We start from the raw sequence: 15,204 nt of genomic DNA, 5'->3' as shown, positions 1-15,204 counted from the left end.
AAAGGATAAGGTAGTGACTGAATATTCTGTAGATAGTATATGTTCTCAATAACTTAAATTTGACAATGCTTAAATATTTTTATGCAATGCTAGTGATAAAATATATATCTTTTTGGTGTACTATTCAGTATAGAGCTAAAGATGATAACTGTAAATAGATTGCCGACTTTCTATCCTTGTATACAGGGATTATATTTTTAAATTAAGCAGAGAAGTCTAAAAAACCTGCAGGAAATCACTCCTGCAGGTTTTTTATTTCACTATTATTTTTTTAATCCACTCACTCAACCAAAACCAGATACTTAACCGTCTTTTTCGCCTCACCACCACTTCTGGCAAGTTCAAAAGTTAAAAGCTGATAACCGGCTTCCAGACCGCGGAAAGTCCAGCTTTTTATTCCTCCCTGCCCGACAAGCTGGCGGGAACTTTCGGCTTCAGATTCTTCACTTTCTGAATCATCAGCTTCTGAATCGGGAGTCAGTGGTTCATATTCCTCTTTCAAAAGCTGCAGATTTTCAGCAGCTGATTCATTCAGATGCCAGCGGTAGCCGGTGCTTGGATTCTCATATAACTTGATCTCTATGACCTCTTCTACACTTAATTCTCTCAGACTCACAGCAGAGCTAATTCCACTCAGTAAAATTAGAATTACTGTCAGGAGTATAAGTTTAAAAGCCAGATTTTTAAATAAGTTCTTCAATAATAGTCACCTCTGCCCTCTATTTGATCGAAATTTCTTCGACCCTGCTCTGGTAGCCGTCATCATAACCAACCACCGTATTTGCATGGTCTAAATAGGGATCACTGTAATTGCTGACTGTCCAGATTCCACTATCAGTGTATTGAGTACTGTCAATGGCAGCTGAAAGCAAATAGCCCTGATCCAGAAGATCTTTGACCGCCTCAATATCTGTATAGTTATTAATCTGCAGATAATAGATCGGATAGTCAACCCGGTGAGCGGCAGCAGTTCTCCAGGCTGCTTCACTTCCCCAGCTTAGATATTCACTGTCATCAGCAGGCATCTCCGCCCAGCTGGCTGTCCCAAGGTTAGCAAGCATCATCAAATTATCAGTATAATAACTGCCTCCATCCTGACCATCATTAACCAGCTGATAAATAAAGTCCGGACTCATCAACCGGCTTTGATCTACACCACTTACAGAAGCAGCACTTAGATCCCAGCCCTGGTCCCGGGCCTGATAAAAGCCCAGCATATAATAAACTGTACTCCAGGAAGCACAGGAGCCCTCAGTCCCCTGATTACCTACCGGAGGAAAGTGCTGAGAAGCAGAGTGGTCAAGATTAGCTTCCCCGGCAACCTTGATTTCATCATCCGCCAGAGTCGTGCTGTCTAGAGTTTTAACTATTCCGCTTTCCAGAGCATCTTTCATCTCTGCAGCAGAAAGCTCCTTTAAACCTCTGCCAAAATCAGCATCCGAACTGCTGCTGTTACTCTGAGACCTGATATTTTTCTTCCTTCGGCTCCTCCAGTCGGCTTCAGTATAATCTCTGACATATCTATCCAGCCCGGAACTGCTTACGGCCTGAGCCGAAACACTGCTTTCAACCGTCACATTCATCTTGAAGCTTTTAGAACTGCCGGCTCCAATTTTTTCTGAACTCAGATTGGCGCTGTAGGTATTATCAGGATCCCCGGGATAATCTGAATACTCTTCTATCTCCCAGTTATTTAAAAAGATATCACTTGTGCCTGAATTATTAATTGTGAAAGTTATTTCGCCACTTATCGGCAGCAGACTTGAAATATCAAGAACAAGATTACTGTCGGGAAAAGCAGAATCTCCAGCCTTATAATTTGCCTCTATATAATTCATGCTGCCATCATAGTCATAGGGAGCATCAGTTGGATAAAGCTTTTTCTCCCCTTCAGCAGTCTCAAAACTTATTTCTACATCCTCTCTGGAAGCTGCCTCGATTTCAAATACAGCCAGCGCTTCCGGCTGATACTGATCCCGGGGAGCAATTAAATACAAATCAAGATTATTGGCAATAGCCGCCTCATAACTGATATAGTGGGAGCCATCATTAAAAGCACCCCAGCCTTCACCCCAGGAATTAATCAGCTTGAAGACTCCATTTTCATCTGTTTCGCCAGTGTCATTCTCATCTTCTGCTTCAAAAACGGCAGTTACTTCCTTAGGACTTGTATTATCTATGTATTCAGGGTTATTGGTGCCGCTTAAATCACCTTCCCAGTGGGAAAAATCATGGCCTTCAGCTGCCGCAGCGATTAATTTAGTGGTAGTCTGATCCTGCTCGGCTTTGGTCACCTCACCTGAACCTTCAGTACTGACGATTACATTACTGCTGCTGCCGGTGTCAGTTATGCCTGCATCACCTGCAATATCGCCTCCATTTGAACAGCCGGTCACTACACTTAACAATAATACAAATAAAACAATTAGTTTGAACGTTTTCTTCATTTACTAGTATATACCTCCGTAGTTGATTTGATAGTATGAATCTAAATATTGTATTTTTTGATACATATATAAAAAAGCTGTAGAGATATCTCTCTACAGCCATAAATTTCTTTGCTACCTATTCTCTTTTTCAAAAACCGTAATGATGCTCTGCCAGGCGGCCCTGATATGGTCTTCAGCACATCGGCGGGCTCGGTCGGCATCTCCGCTGGCAATTGCTTCGGCCAGCTCCTTATGCTCGGCTAAAAACTCCTTCATCCTGCCCTGGCGGGAAAAACTGCTGCGCCTAAAGCGGGTTGCCTGCTCAAAAAGTGTATCTAAAAACTTCTCCAGCCACTTATTATTGGAGGCTTCCTTAATTATTCGGTGAAAGGCGACATCGACCCGGATACAGCCCCGCTGGTCATTATGCTCAATACAGTCCTCCAGCTCCCGGGTATATTCCTTTAACAGCTCTTTCTGCTTTTCGTCAATATTCTGGGCGGCCAGATAGGCAGCCAGCCCCTCCAGCTCGGTTCTGAGCTGAAAAATATCGTCGATTTCCTTTTTGGTCTCAATCCCGGCCACAAAAACACCCTGCTGGGGAATAATATTAATCAGTTCCTCCTGCTCGAGCATCCTAAAAGCCTCTCTGACCGGAGTTCTGCTGACACTTAGCTCATCGGCAATCTCCATCTCAGTAATCTTTTCTCCGATCATCAGCTCTCCCTTTAAAATGGCCTCTCTGAGCACCTTGTAGACCTGTTTTCTTAAGGGTTCATAACTGTAAGAATCAATTGCACTTAAATTAAATTTACTCATTCTCTAACACTTCCTTCTTAATTATAGCTCTGAAGGCTCGATCCCCACACTCTCCAGGAACCGCTCAAAGCCCTTATATCCTATTGAATTATTCTTATAAACACCGGCATCCTCAAGCACCCGGCTGAATTTATTAGCAACCTCGACTTCAACAACCTGCTCGGCTTCTTCTTCACTTAAATTGATTCCGTATTCCTTTTTCAGCTCCGCGATCCAGTCTAAATGTTTTTCCAGACCTTCCTTTGCTTTCAGCTCTTCCAGCTCCAGATCACCACTTAGATAACTTGAAATCCAGTTCAGCTCTGTTTTCAGACGGCCGGGCAGAATAGCTCTTCCCATAACCTCAATCAGGCCGATATTTTCCTTTTTAATATGGTGTAAATCTGCATGGGGATGAAAAATCCCAGCCGGATATTCTTCACTCTTCCGATTATTTCTGAGCACCAGATCCAGCTCATAGACTCCATCCTTTTTACGGGCAATAGGAGTAATTGTGTTGTGGGCCTTCTGTTTGCCGTCAACCTGAGAAAAAGCCAGAATATCAAGATCCGGGTCAGAATACTGACGCCAGTTTTCTAAAATTTTGGCAGCCAGATTGATAATATCTTCTCTCACTTCAGCTTTGAGTCTAATCACTGACATCGGCCACTTAACCCGGCTAATTTCAACCTCGGGAAAGGTGGGATGCTGATAAAATTCTTCCGCCTCTGCCTCTTCCATCGGGAAGATATGGCGGCCTCCCTGGTAGTGGTCATGGTTTAATATTGAGCCACCAACCAGCGGCAGGTCAGCATTGGAGCCGATAAAATAGTGGGGCAGCTGGTCAATAAAGTCCAGCAGCACGGCAAAAGTATTTTTATCGATCTGCATGGGAATATGTTCTTTATGGAAAACTATACAGTGTTCATTGTAGTAAACATAGGGTGAATACTGTAAAAACCAGTCTTCATTCTGCAGTTTTAAAGGCACAACCCGGTGGTTCTGACGGGCCGGATGACTAAAAGTTCCCGGGTAGCCAACATTCTCCAGGCAGAGATAGCACTTCGGATAATTGCTCTGCGGCTCTTCCTTGGCCCTTGCAATCTCATCCGGGTCCTTTTCCGGTTTTGATAAATTAATAGTAATCTCAATCTGACCGTATTCACTCTCGGCCTTCCAGTTTAAATCCCTGGCAATTCTGGCCTGACGAATATAATTACTGGCCTTAGCAAAATGATAATACTCATTGGTCGCCCTTCTGATCCCTTCTCTTTCGGCGGTCTCATAAAAACGGCGGCCAATCTCAGACTGGCGGGGTGTCATTGCTCCCATGATTCTGGTATCCAGAAGATCTCTTTCTGTAACCCGATCCTCAATCAGTCCCTTTTCAACAGCAAAATCCAGTAGGGGATCCAGTAAAACCTGCGGCTCAGCCGGAACTTCAAAATCATCTTCAGTTAAAGCCGGCTCCGGGCTCTCCTTAATCCCGAGAATATCTCTGATCTGATTGCGGGCTGCCACTCGATCCCAGTCGCCCAGCAGATCATTAACCTCTCCATATACCAGTAACTTTTCTATTAGCTGATTAACTTTTCCTATCTCCACAATTCAACCTCCTGTCAGTAATGACTGTAAAAAATCAAATTCCTTTAGTTATCAAAATTATTTTAAAGCAGCTTAAAATTCTTATTGTTATTATTGTATTTGATTTCAGCCAAAAAATCCAGTTATCTGAAGAATTTTATGTGAAAACCTTACTAAAGTTTAACAACTTTCTCTTCTGCAGCCGATCTGCGCATGGCATCCATAACCTCAAGATTGGCATATGTTTCCTCTTCCACCTTCAGCGGCACCTCTTCCTCATAGAGCAGAGCTCTGGCAAAGGCTTCCACTTCCAGCCGGTACTGGGCTCCGGTCTCAACCGGTATTCTCTCTACCTCACCATTTTTGTCCAGCAGAAAATAATTATCCTCCAGCCAGGAGAAAAAGCCGGGAATTCGAATTATCCCTTCAGTTCCAACAACTTCGAGGTCCTGCTCGTTGTAGGAATTAAGGCTGTAATAGAGGCTGGCAAAGGCTCCACCTTCAAAATAGAGGGTAGCACTACCGCTTAAGTCAACTCCCTCAGCTGTTTCTTTTTGAAAGAAGTTGGCAACTTTGGTCGGCATACCTCCCATTAAATAGCGAGAAATATTGACTGTATAACAGCCGATATCATTTAAGGCTCCTCCATCCAGCTCCGGACTGAGGCGGATATCACCGGTGCGGTCACTGATATCAAAGGCAAAATTACTTTTGATCTCCTTAATCTCACCAATAACACCATCATCAACCATTTCCTTAAGCTTAATCACAAAGGGCTGAAAGCGGTACATAAAGGCTTCCATCAGCTTAACTCCATTTTTCTCAGCTGCTGCAAACATCTCTTCTGCCTCTTTTTTGCTTTTACCGGAAAGTGGTTTTTCGCATAAAATATCTTTGCCTGCTTCTGCTGCCTTAATGGTCCATTCCTTATGCAGGCCGTTGGGCAGTGGAATATAGACTGCTTCTATCTCCTCATCTGCCAGCAGCTTATCGTAATCATCATAATAAACTGCAGCCCCAAATTCTTCCGCAAAATCAGCCGCTTTTTCCTTACTCCGGCTGGCAACAGCATGTAATTCTGAATTATCTGCTTCCAGGATTCCCGGAATAACCGCCTTGCGAGCAATATTGGCACAACCTAAAATTCCCCATTTAATCTTTTTCATTATTAAATCACTCCTTAGATTACTGATTTTCGATTTGCTGGTCAATTAGAACCTGTAAAAAATATCTTCAAATTATAGTTTAAAAAACTCTTAGAGCTGAAGAGTTGCTTTATAATTAATTCTTGAAAAATCATTCAATTCCTTTACAGCGAACTGATTTCAGCCAGAAATTCTTCTCTCTCTTCAAATTTTGCAAGCTTTCAGGCTTAATCAAAGCTGCTTTGCTGGCTGATAAGATAAAACTCAGCCCCTAAAGACTGAGTATATCTTTATCTATATTCTAATTTCAGTCAGAAATTATCCTTTAACTGAGCCGGCCAGCATACCTTTAATAAAGTAACGGCCAAAAATTATATAGACTAAAAGAGTTGGCAGAGCTGTGATAATTGCTCCACTCATCTGTACATTCCACTCAACAACCTGACTTCCGGCCAGATTGGTCAGGGCCACCGTAATCGGCTGACTCTGAGTGTCAGTTAAAGAGACGGCAAAGAGAAATTCATTCCAGATATTTGTAAACTGCCAGATAAAGACAACCACAAAGGATGGAATGGAAATTGGAAAAAAGATGTGGCGGTAAATACTGAAAATATTAGCTCCATCAACTTTAGCTGCCTCGGTCAAAGCATCAGGTACATCCTGATAATAATTTCTGAACATTAAAGTAGTGATCGGCAGTCCATAAACAACATGGACCAGAATCAGACCCGGAATTGAGCCGTAAAGCCCGATTGTCTGCATAAACTGCACCAGCGGGAAAAGCACACTCTGATAGGGAATAAACATTCCAAATAAAATTAAAGCAAATAGTGTATCAGAGCCTTTAAACTTCCAGTGGGATAAAACATAGCCATTCATTGAGCCCATAATCGCTGAAAGCAGAGTCGCCGGGATTACCAGATAAAAACTGTTTAATACATTGGGAGCCAGTTTGACAAAGGCCTCTCTAAAGCCTTCAAATGAAAGGGAAGAAGGCAGCTGCCACATCGTATTAATCGATACTTCCGAAAAACTCTTTAAACTGGTAGATAAAAGTACATACATCGGGATCAGAAAAAACACAGCAAAGGCAATTAAAATAGCATATCTAAGTACTTTTTCGCGAGTTGTCATTTTATCATCCATTGCTTACTCCTCCTTAAAGCTGTTGACCAGGTATGGAATAATCAGCAGTCCTACCATCATTAAGAGCACAATCGCAATTGCTGAACCTGTTGAATAACGATTGGATCTAAAGGTGGCCTCAAACATATAGACTGCAGGGATATCAGTTACATTGTTTGGTCCACTACCTGTCATTGCATAGATTAGAGCAAAGGCTTTTAGTGAAACATGAGCCAGTACTATAATCGCCGAAAGAGTAATTGGCTTTTGAATTGGAAATAGTATTTTAGTAAAAACCTGCCATTTGCTGGCTCCATCAATCCGAGCTGCTTCGATCAGCTGCTGGTCAATTCCGCGCAGACCGGCAAGCCACATGGCCATTGTATAACCGGAGTACTGCCAGACAGCAGCAATAATAACTGCTACCAGGGCAACATTAAAGCCCATAAAACTTGAAGTGCTGGTAAACCAGCCCCACTGCAGTGCATCCAGCCCCAGCTGTTCAAAAAGGAGGTTAATCCCGCGGGGGTCATTAGGCAGACGGCCGGGAGCAAAAATCCAGCGCCAGACTGTACCGGTTACAACAAAGGAAATTGCCATTGGAAAAAGGTACAGATTCTGAAAAAAATAGCCGCCCTTCGGCTTATTATTTAAAATTAAAGAGAGTAAAATTCCAATTGCCAGACAGCCCAGAATAAAAAAGAGAGTAAAATAAAGTGTGTTCCAGAGATCTGTTTGAAACCTTGATTCCTGAAGCAGTCCAATGTAGTTTTTTAGACCAACATAGTCCTTCGCCTTCCGCATAAAACTGCCAAATGTATCCCAGTCAAGCATTGAAATCTGAACACTGCGGCTGATAAAGCCATAAACAAATACTGCCAGAGTAATTATTGACGGTGATAAAATTGCAAGTGAAGTAAGCGATTCTTTATGTTTTCTTTTCATAGCTATCACTCCATAAATAAATCTTCCCCTCCTGTGTACTCTCAGGAGGGGAGATATTTACATTCTCTACCGAATTATTTACTGGATTAAATTACAATCTTAATTTGAGTAATCTAATTTTAAACTTTACTTAACATATTCTTCATGATTCTGCTGGAATTTTTCAAATGCCTGATCTACATCACCGGTTGAAATAAATTCATTAATTGTATCATTCATGGCTGTGATAAATCCTTCTGGAGCTGCAGAACCGTGAACGATAGAAGGTGTCAGGGTATCATTTGCAAAATCTTCCATGGTATCTCTTAGATAAGCATCATATTTGCTCTCATCTGCATCCAGACGGGCAGGAATTGAACCTTTAATTGGGTTAAATGTGTCCTGACCTTCTTTAGAGGCAATTGTTTTTAACCATTTCTTAGCGTTTTCAGGATTTGGAGCACCTTTTGGCAGACCAAAGGTATCAGTTACAACTACAAAGGAACCTTCAGTACCTGGAACCGGCATCCAGCCGAATTCTTCACCTGGAGTCCAGCCTAAGGTTTTAAGATAACCTTCTGCCCAGTCACCCATAATATTAAATCCAGCTTCACCTTCGTGCACTAACTGAGTGGCATCCTGCCAGGTAAGAGCAGAGTGGTCATCATTAACATATTCCATAATATCATTAAAGTGAACAAGTGCTTCTCTAACAGCAGGATCATCAGCTGCTGTGCTGCCATCCCAGAGGCCATTATAGCCGTCAGGACCTAAGGTAGCTACCAGTAAAGTTTCAAAAATCTGACCGGCAGGCCACTTATTGGTATCACCAAGAGCAAGTGGAACTACACCAGCTTCGTCCAGTTTAGCCAGAGCTTCTTTAAAGCTTGCTAAATCTGTTGGAGGTTCAACATCATTTTCTGCAAGTACTTCTTTGTTATAGAACATAGCATTTGAGCGGTGAACATTAACAGGGATAGAATAATATTCGCCTTCATAAGAAGACATTTCTAAAATCTGCTGATTAAATTTATCTTTAACTCCCCACTCTTCCAGCAGGCCAGTAATTGGCTCCATCAATCCAGTCTCAACATAGGTGTCAACTAGTTCTGCTCCACCGTGAACCTGGAATGAGTCCGGAGGATTTCCCCCAACCATTCTGGTTTTAAGTACAGCCTTAGCATTGGAGCCAGCACCACCGGCAACTGTCGCATTAATTACTTCAACATCAGGATATTCTTCGTTGAAAAGTTCAATTAAAGCATTCAGACCTTCTTCTTCTCCACCACCGGTCCACCAGCTAAAGATTTCTACTTCTTCATCCTGAGCCATAGCTGAAAAACTGAAGACAAAAAGCAAAGCCACCATCACCAATACACTCAACAAAGCACTTTTTTTCAATAACATTTTTTGTCCTCCTTATTTTTTTATTCAGACTTTAACAAATGTTTAAATAAGATCTCAATTTACAATTGCCTGCTACCACCTCCACTGAGCGAATTTTCTGATTTTTAAGGCTTAACTAAATCGAATTCGAATTAAAGCAAAAAAACTCAACTCCAATTATTATTATATCATATCCTGGTTAAATTAAAAGATTATTTCGAAAATTGTTTACTGAAAAATAATCAGACTGAAAATTAAGCTTCCTATCTTCAGCCTGATGCTTTAATTTAGCTGCTTAAAGAATAGATATCCTATTTATTTCTTTTAAAGCGGTCCTTTAAAAACATCTTTTCACTTTTACTTTTCCGCTCTTCCGCCGGGTCATCACTCTGATTAAAGTCACTGATCATCTTTGTCCGACAGCTCTTACAGAATAATCCGGACTTAATTTCAGTTCCACAGCGCTTACATTTGAGGCTGTAATCTACAACCAGCCCCTCAGAGGCAAGCCTCTCTTCCCGCATGAACTTGATAATCAGCTCTTCTTCGACTCCTGTCTCCACAGAAACTTTTTTGACAGTTGAATTGGGATTTTCCCAGAGATATTCCTTAACCAGCTGAAACTTCTCCTCTTCACTCTGGCGGCAGTCGGGACAGACCTTCTGGCCGCTGGAAGAAAATAATTTGCCGCATTCCCTACAATTTATGAGATCCATTTACCTCACTCCCTATTAGATATTTTCTAAAAACTTAAAATAAAGCATTATTTTTAAATTTCTGTTATTTATATTATAACACAGAGTCATTTAAGGCTCCAGAGTTTTTCAGACATTTTTTGACAAATTCAGCAGACTCCGATAATTTAGCCCGGGATTATCAGATATTTTAAAGAGGTTTTTGAAGGCAGACAAAGAATATATTATTTAGAGACAGAGACTAAAAGGAGGTTAAAATAATGCTTAAAGTTTTGATCTGTGATGATTCTGCTTTTATGCGGAAAATATTTTCAGATACTATTGAAAAAGACGCAGAGTTAAAAGTCGCAGCAACCGCTTATAACGGCCAGGATGCCCTCCGTAAATTGAAAAAAATAGATGTGGATCTTTTGATGCTTGATGTTGAAATGCCGAAGCTGAATGGGCTGGAAACCTTAGAAATTGTTAAAGATAAATATCCGGAGATCCCGGTGATTATGGTCAGTGCCCTTGATAACCGCGAAACAGTATTTAGAGCCCTGGAGCTGGGAGCCTTTGATTTTATTCCCAAACCTTCGGGTTCAATTTCTTTAAATATTGACTCGATCAAAGAAGAACTGCTGCGCAAGTTAAAGGCAGCTGCTGATTCAAATGGGAGGCTTAAAAATAGAAAGCACCGAAAAAAGTCTATTCAAAAAAGCAGCGACTTTCCAATTGTGGCTGTCGGCTCATCTTCCGGCGGACCCCGGGCTTTAAATAAGCTTTTTGCTGATATTGGTGAAAACTCTCCTGCCGCCTTTGTGATTGTTCAGCATATGCCGGCCGGTTTTACAGAGACCCTGGCTGAGAGGCTAAACAATATCTCCGGGCTCAAAATTAAAGAAGCAGCTGAAGGTGACCAGCTGCAGCCGGTCCACGGACTTTTAGCCCCGGGAGATTACCATTTAGAAATTGACGAGCAGGGCCGGGTGCGGCTAAACCAGAAAGAAAGACTGCACGGTGTTCGCCCCTGTGTTGATTATATGATGAAGAGTCTTGCCGATCACTTCAGCGGAGAGAGGCTCTTAGGGGTTATTCTAACCGGAATGGGTCATGATGGGGCCGAAGGAATGTCGGCAATTGTAAATAATGGTGGATATGGTATAATAGAGTCTAAAGAGACTGCACTGGTTTATGGTATGCCTTCAGCTGCAGCAAAGGCTGATGCCTACCATGAAATCAAAAGAATAGATGAAATTGGCAGCAGAATCACAGAAATTGTGGAGGGATAAATATTAATGGGGATCAATTTTACAGAATTTAAGGACCAGGCAAAGAGAATTTTAAATATTGATCTGGACGGCTACAAACTGGATCGAGTAGAAAGAAGAACCAAGAGTCTGATGCGCAGGTATCAGATTGAAGATTTTGACCAGTGTCTTGATTTGATTAAAAATGACAGTGAATTTAAAGATGCTTATTTAAACCACTTTACGATCAACACCTCGGAATTTTTCCGCAACCCGGAGAATTTTGAGTTTTTAGAGGCAGAAGTTTTTCCGAAATTATTTGAAGAAAAGAACAGGGTTAATATCTGGAGTGCCCCCTGCTCTAACGGTTCAGAGCCCTATACACTGGCCATTATTTTAAAGGAAATGGGAATCAGTCCGACTAAATTTAAAATCTATGCTACAGATTTAGACCATACAATTTTAGATAAGGCACGCAGAGCAGAATATAAAGAGAACTCCCTGAAAAATGTCTCAGATAAGATTTTAGACAAATATTTTAAAGAAAGCAGTGACGGCAAAACTTATGTCCTAAGCTCTGAAATCAAGCGGCTGGTTAATTTTGAGCAGACAGATTTAATCAACGCCCGCTTTAAAAATGACTGGGATTTAATTTTAAGCCGCAACTTTTTTATCTACCTGACTAAGGATATGAAAGACCAGCTGATCAATAAATTTACCTCAGTTTTAAATCCGGGAGGTTACTTTTTCCTCGGCAATACGGAATATATTTTCTCACCCGAGAAATACGGACTGGATAAGATCTTTCAGTCTTTTTATAAATATGAAGGATAAATTAGAACTAAAATATGCTCTAAGCTTAGATACTCACTTTACAGCAGCTGGATTTATTATACCTTAAAAAAGCAAAGCCAGCCCCTACATTTTGGGGACTGGCTTTTTTAAATTCCTCGGAGGGAGAAATTTTATTGACTTTTATTTTAAAACTAATTAACCTCTGCCTCTACCTTCTTCATGGCCTCAATAATCATCTCTTCAGTTACTTTAATCGGCATCTTAAGCATTACTGTATCGTTAACCGATTTGGCAGCTGTTTTATTGAGGTTTTCTTCGCTGAAGGGAAGTCCCAGACCTTTAAAGGAAGGAAATAAACCCAGCTGATTAAAGAAGTCAATTACATCATCTATATAGTCCTGTGGCTTTGCTTCCAGATAAAGCTGAACGATAATTCCATATCCAACTTTTAAACCGTGTAAAAGCTCATGTGATTCGGGAATTGCGGTCATACCATTGTGAATACCGTGAGCTGCTGCTCCCCGGGAAGTATTCTGGCCCAGGCTCTGAATAATTGTAGTCAGATAGATATTTAAATCAATAACTTCTTTTAGTTCCGGACCGAGCTCATTGTTTTCACACTGCTCAACGGCAGTAATCGCTTCCTCCCGCATTTTGTTGTATAAGATTTCAGCCAGATTCATGGCGACAACTGTTTCCAGACTCGGGTTTTCGATTCCACTTTCTACAGCTTTGCCCTCATACCACTTGGCAAGGGAGTCTAAAATACCGGATTTTAGATACTTAGCCGGTGCTTCGGCAATAATCTCAGGGTCAACCATTACCAGGCGCGGATTTTGAGTCATAAAATAATCACGCTCAAACTGGCCGTCTTCTGTGTAAACTACAGCAAAGGCTGAACCAGCGGCACAGGTAGCTGCAATTGTCGGCACTGCTGCCACCGGCAGGCGCAGATCTTCGGCAGCTGCCTTGGCAGTATCGATTGCCTTTCCTCCCCCGACACCAATAATCAGATCGGCATTCATCTTCTCTGCTTTTTCCTTAATAAGATCTATATTTGACTGAGAAACTTCACCCTTAAAAACATTTTTCTCCCAGTAAATTCCAGATTCATCTAAAGACTCAGTTAGTTCTTTTTCAGCTGCTTTAAGTGCTCGCACACCACCACTGATTAAAACTCTTGCTCCCCATTCACTGACATAGGCTCCGGCCTTTTTTAAAATACCCTTTTCGTTGATATACTGAGCCGGTGCAGCCTGCAGATAAGCAGTCTGGGGGTCTAAATGAACTTTTTTAGCCATCTTTTTCACCTCTTTTGTATTCTTTCAGCTTCAAGCAAAATATTTATTCCAGACCGATATAAGCTCCTTTAGCAGCCGGTTCAGCATGGCGGACATATAAGCCTAAAGTACCTCGGTTAAATTTAGGCTCAGGCCGCTGCCACTTTTCTCTTCTGGCAGCCAGAATTTCATCTATTTCTGCCTCAGTTTTTTCTTCGCCGGCAATGCCAATTAGATTTAACTTCCGCTCCGGAATATTAATTTCTAAAAGATCTCCGTCTTCAACCAGTGCGATCGGACCACCATCAACCGCCTCCGGGGACACATGTCCAATTGCCGGTCCGCGGGTGGCACCGGAGTAGCGGCCATCTGTAATTAAAGCTGTCGAAGTATTTAAAACTTCATCTGAAGCTATGGCCTCACTGGTGTAGAACATTTCTGGCATTCCCGTACCTTTGGGGCCTTCATAACGAATGATTACTGCATCACCGGAGACAATCTCGCCTGATAAAACAGCTTCTAAAGCTTCTTCTTCTGTATCAAAGGCTTTTACCCGACCAACAAATTCGTGCATTTCTGGCTCTACTGCTGAATGTTTAACAACTGCACCCATCGGGGCCAGATTACCTTTTAGAATTGCCACCGATCCTTCCTGATTTAAGGGGGCAGCCGCAGGATAAATCACATCATCCGGCAGGTTGGCAGGTGCTTCACTTTCCATATATTCTAAGTAACTAAATTTCTCCAGCTCTGCAAGATTCTCAGCCAGAGTCTTTCCGGTAACTGTCAGCTGATCCAGGTGCAGATAATCTTTAAGTTCCTTCATTACTGCTGGCAGTCCACCTGCATACCAGAAATAATGGGTCGGATACTGGCCACTTGTTTTAACATTGGCGATAAAGGGTACCCGGCGGTGAATTTCATCAAATTCATCCAGCTCAATTTCGATCCCGAACTCATGAGCGATAGCCGGCAGGTGGAGCAGAGCGTTGGTCGAGCCGCCGATAGCTGCATGGATCATAATCGCGTTTTCGAATGACTTGCGGGTAATAATATCTGAGGGTTTTAATCCTTTTTTAACCAGCTCGATTAAATAATGGCCTGACTCTTTTGTCATCGCCTCTAAAGCCGGGCTGGTAGAAGGAACTAAAGCTGCCCCGGGAAGTGCAAGCCCCAGAGCTTCTGCCATCAGCTGCATTGTGGAAGCTGTGCCCATAAACTGACAGGCTCCACAGCTCGGACAGGCAGAATACTGATACTGTTTAAACTCTTCTTCTGTAATCTCACCCCGCTGCAGTTCGGCAGAATAGGTACCGATCATTTCCAGAGTTAAGCCGTCAGGCCCCGGAGCCATCGAGCCACCCGGAATATGCACAGCCGGTAAATCAAGGCGCATGATTGACATCAGATGAGCAGGCACCGATTTATCACAGCTGGAAAATAAGGCAATTCCATCATAGGGTGCTGCCATCGCCTGAATCTCAACCATATTGGCAATCATTTCTCTGGAAACAAGGGAATAATTCATCCCATCATGGCCCTGAGCTATACCATCACAGATATCTGAAGTTGTCATTCTACTTCCCATTACCTCATTTAATTTTAATTCTTCTTTTAAGATATTTACATATTTATCAAGATGAAAACTTCCTGGGTGGCCATTACCATATGTATTGGCAATTACAATCTGCATTTTATCTAAGTCTTCTGCCTTCCAGTCCATTCCCATCCGCAGAGCATCAATTTCTGGACCCTGTTTTCTAATTTCCTGACTTCTTAGCAATCAAACCAACTCCTTTTAAATATTTCAGCAT

The 15,204-nt window shown here is 42.0% G+C and carries 13 protein-coding genes; 2 read left to right on the top strand and 11 right to left on the bottom strand.

The features are described from left to right. Positions 1 to 280: 280 nt before the first annotated feature. From C8C76_RS01125 to C8C76_RS01085, 9 genes are all read right to left on the bottom strand, one after another. The gene (locus tag C8C76_RS01125) at positions 281 to 700 is read right to left on the bottom strand and encodes a protease inhibitor I42 family protein (RefSeq protein WP_108137821.1); all 420 of its coding nucleotides are present in this window, start codon (positions 698 to 700) and stop codon (positions 281 to 283) included. Between the two features lie 19 nt (positions 701 to 719). Next, the gene (locus C8C76_RS01120; protein ID WP_108137819.1) at positions 720 to 2,447 is read right to left on the bottom strand and encodes an InlB B-repeat-containing protein; all 1,728 of its coding nucleotides are present in this window, start codon (positions 2,445 to 2,447) and stop codon (positions 720 to 722) included. 114 nt (positions 2,448 to 2,561) lie between these two features. Then, complete coding sequence (locus tag C8C76_RS01115; protein WP_108137817.1) at positions 2,562 to 3,248, bottom strand: GntR family transcriptional regulator; 687 nt, start codon at positions 3,246 to 3,248, stop codon at positions 2,562 to 2,564. 21 nt (positions 3,249 to 3,269) lie between these two features. Then, positions 3,270 to 4,832, bottom strand: a complete 1,563-nt coding sequence (locus C8C76_RS01110; protein WP_108137815.1) for a UDP-glucose--hexose-1-phosphate uridylyltransferase — start codon at positions 4,830 to 4,832, stop codon at positions 3,270 to 3,272. Positions 4,833 to 4,984: 152 nt separating this feature from the next. After that, positions 4,985 to 5,977, bottom strand: coding sequence for a Gfo/Idh/MocA family protein (locus C8C76_RS01105; protein ID WP_108137813.1), 993 nt, complete (start codon positions 5,975 to 5,977; stop codon positions 4,985 to 4,987). Between the two features lie 297 nt (positions 5,978 to 6,274). Next, entirely contained in the window at positions 6,275 to 7,090 is an 816-nt protein-coding gene (locus C8C76_RS01100) for a carbohydrate ABC transporter permease (protein ID WP_108137842.1), read from the bottom strand. Between the two features lie 15 nt (positions 7,091 to 7,105). After that, complete coding sequence (locus C8C76_RS01095) at positions 7,106 to 8,026, bottom strand: carbohydrate ABC transporter permease (RefSeq protein ID WP_108137811.1); 921 nt, start codon at positions 8,024 to 8,026, stop codon at positions 7,106 to 7,108. A gap of 126 nt (positions 8,027 to 8,152) precedes the next feature. Continuing rightward, complete coding sequence (locus tag C8C76_RS01090; RefSeq protein WP_181248124.1) at positions 8,153 to 9,412, bottom strand: ABC transporter substrate-binding protein; 1,260 nt, start codon at positions 9,410 to 9,412, stop codon at positions 8,153 to 8,155. Positions 9,413 to 9,702: 290 nt separating this feature from the next. After that, positions 9,703 to 10,107: a flagellar protein gene (locus C8C76_RS01085; RefSeq protein WP_108137809.1), complete on the bottom strand. Its 405-nt coding sequence runs from the start codon at positions 10,105 to 10,107 to the stop codon at positions 9,703 to 9,705. A 239-nt stretch (positions 10,108 to 10,346) separates the two neighbouring features. Here C8C76_RS01085 and C8C76_RS01080 point away from each other — a divergent pair, with 239 nt between their 5' ends. Both C8C76_RS01080 and C8C76_RS01075 read left to right on the top strand, forming a co-directional pair. Beyond that, positions 10,347 to 11,357: a protein-glutamate methylesterase/protein-glutamine glutaminase gene (locus C8C76_RS01080; protein ID WP_108137807.1), complete on the top strand. Its 1,011-nt coding sequence runs from the start codon at positions 10,347 to 10,349 to the stop codon at positions 11,355 to 11,357. 6 nt (positions 11,358 to 11,363) lie between these two features. Beyond that, on the top strand, positions 11,364 to 12,149 hold the full coding sequence (locus C8C76_RS01075; protein WP_108137805.1) for a CheR family methyltransferase: 786 nt from the start codon (positions 11,364 to 11,366) through the stop codon (positions 12,147 to 12,149). A 152-nt stretch (positions 12,150 to 12,301) separates the two neighbouring features. On the opposite strand, the gene C8C76_RS01070 is transcribed toward C8C76_RS01075, so the two are convergent. Together C8C76_RS01070 and ilvD are read right to left on the bottom strand one after the other, a co-directional pair. Beyond that, entirely contained in the window at positions 12,302 to 13,411 is a 1,110-nt protein-coding gene (locus C8C76_RS01070; protein ID WP_108137803.1) for an iron-containing alcohol dehydrogenase family protein, read from the bottom strand. A 43-nt stretch (positions 13,412 to 13,454) separates the two neighbouring features. Next, positions 13,455 to 15,173 carry a dihydroxy-acid dehydratase gene (gene ilvD / locus C8C76_RS01065; RefSeq protein WP_108137801.1) on the bottom strand — a complete coding sequence of 573 codons (1,719 nt, stop codon included), beginning with the start codon at positions 15,171 to 15,173 and terminating at the stop codon, positions 13,455 to 13,457. Between the last annotated feature and the right edge of the window lie 31 nt (positions 15,174 to 15,204).

Source organism: Halanaerobium saccharolyticum, assembly GCF_003053565.1.
GTDB lineage: Bacteria > Bacillota > Halanaerobiia > Halanaerobiales > Halanaerobiaceae > Halanaerobium > Halanaerobium saccharolyticum_B.
The sequence above is the reverse complement of the archived record's forward strand: the minus strand, read 5'-3'. Positions and strand labels throughout refer to the sequence as shown.

What these genes read in the sequence shown, in the direction of transcription:
- C8C76_RS01120 (WP_108137819.1), bottom strand. Translation starts at nt 2,447, where the DNA reads ATGAAGAAAACGTTCAAACTAATTGTTTTATTTGTATTATTGTTAAGT.
- C8C76_RS01115 (WP_108137817.1), bottom strand. Translation starts at nt 3,248, where the DNA reads ATGAGTAAATTTAATTTAAGTGCAATTGATTCTTACAGTTATGAACCC.
- C8C76_RS01105 (WP_108137813.1), bottom strand. Translation starts at nt 5,977, where the DNA reads ATGAAAAAGATTAAATGGGGAATTTTAGGTTGTGCCAATATTGCTCGC.
- C8C76_RS01100 (WP_108137842.1), bottom strand. Translation starts at nt 7,090, where the DNA reads ATGACAACTCGCGAAAAAGTACTTAGATATGCTATTTTAATTGCCTTT.
- C8C76_RS01095 (WP_108137811.1), bottom strand. Translation starts at nt 8,026, where the DNA reads ATGAAAAGAAAACATAAAGAATCGCTTACTTCACTTGCAATTTTATCA.
- C8C76_RS01090 (WP_181248124.1), bottom strand. Translation starts at nt 9,412, where the DNA reads ATGTTATTGAAAAAAAGTGCTTTGTTGAGTGTATTGGTGATGGTGGCT.
- C8C76_RS01085 (WP_108137809.1), bottom strand. Translation starts at nt 10,107, where the DNA reads ATGGATCTCATAAATTGTAGGGAATGCGGCAAATTATTTTCTTCCAGC.
- C8C76_RS01080 (WP_108137807.1), top strand. Translation starts at nt 10,347, where the DNA reads ATGCTTAAAGTTTTGATCTGTGATGATTCTGCTTTTATGCGGAAAATA.
- C8C76_RS01075 (WP_108137805.1), top strand. Translation starts at nt 11,364, where the DNA reads ATGGGGATCAATTTTACAGAATTTAAGGACCAGGCAAAGAGAATTTTA.
- C8C76_RS01070 (WP_108137803.1), bottom strand. Translation starts at nt 13,411, where the DNA reads ATGGCTAAAAAAGTTCATTTAGACCCCCAGACTGCTTATCTGCAGGCT.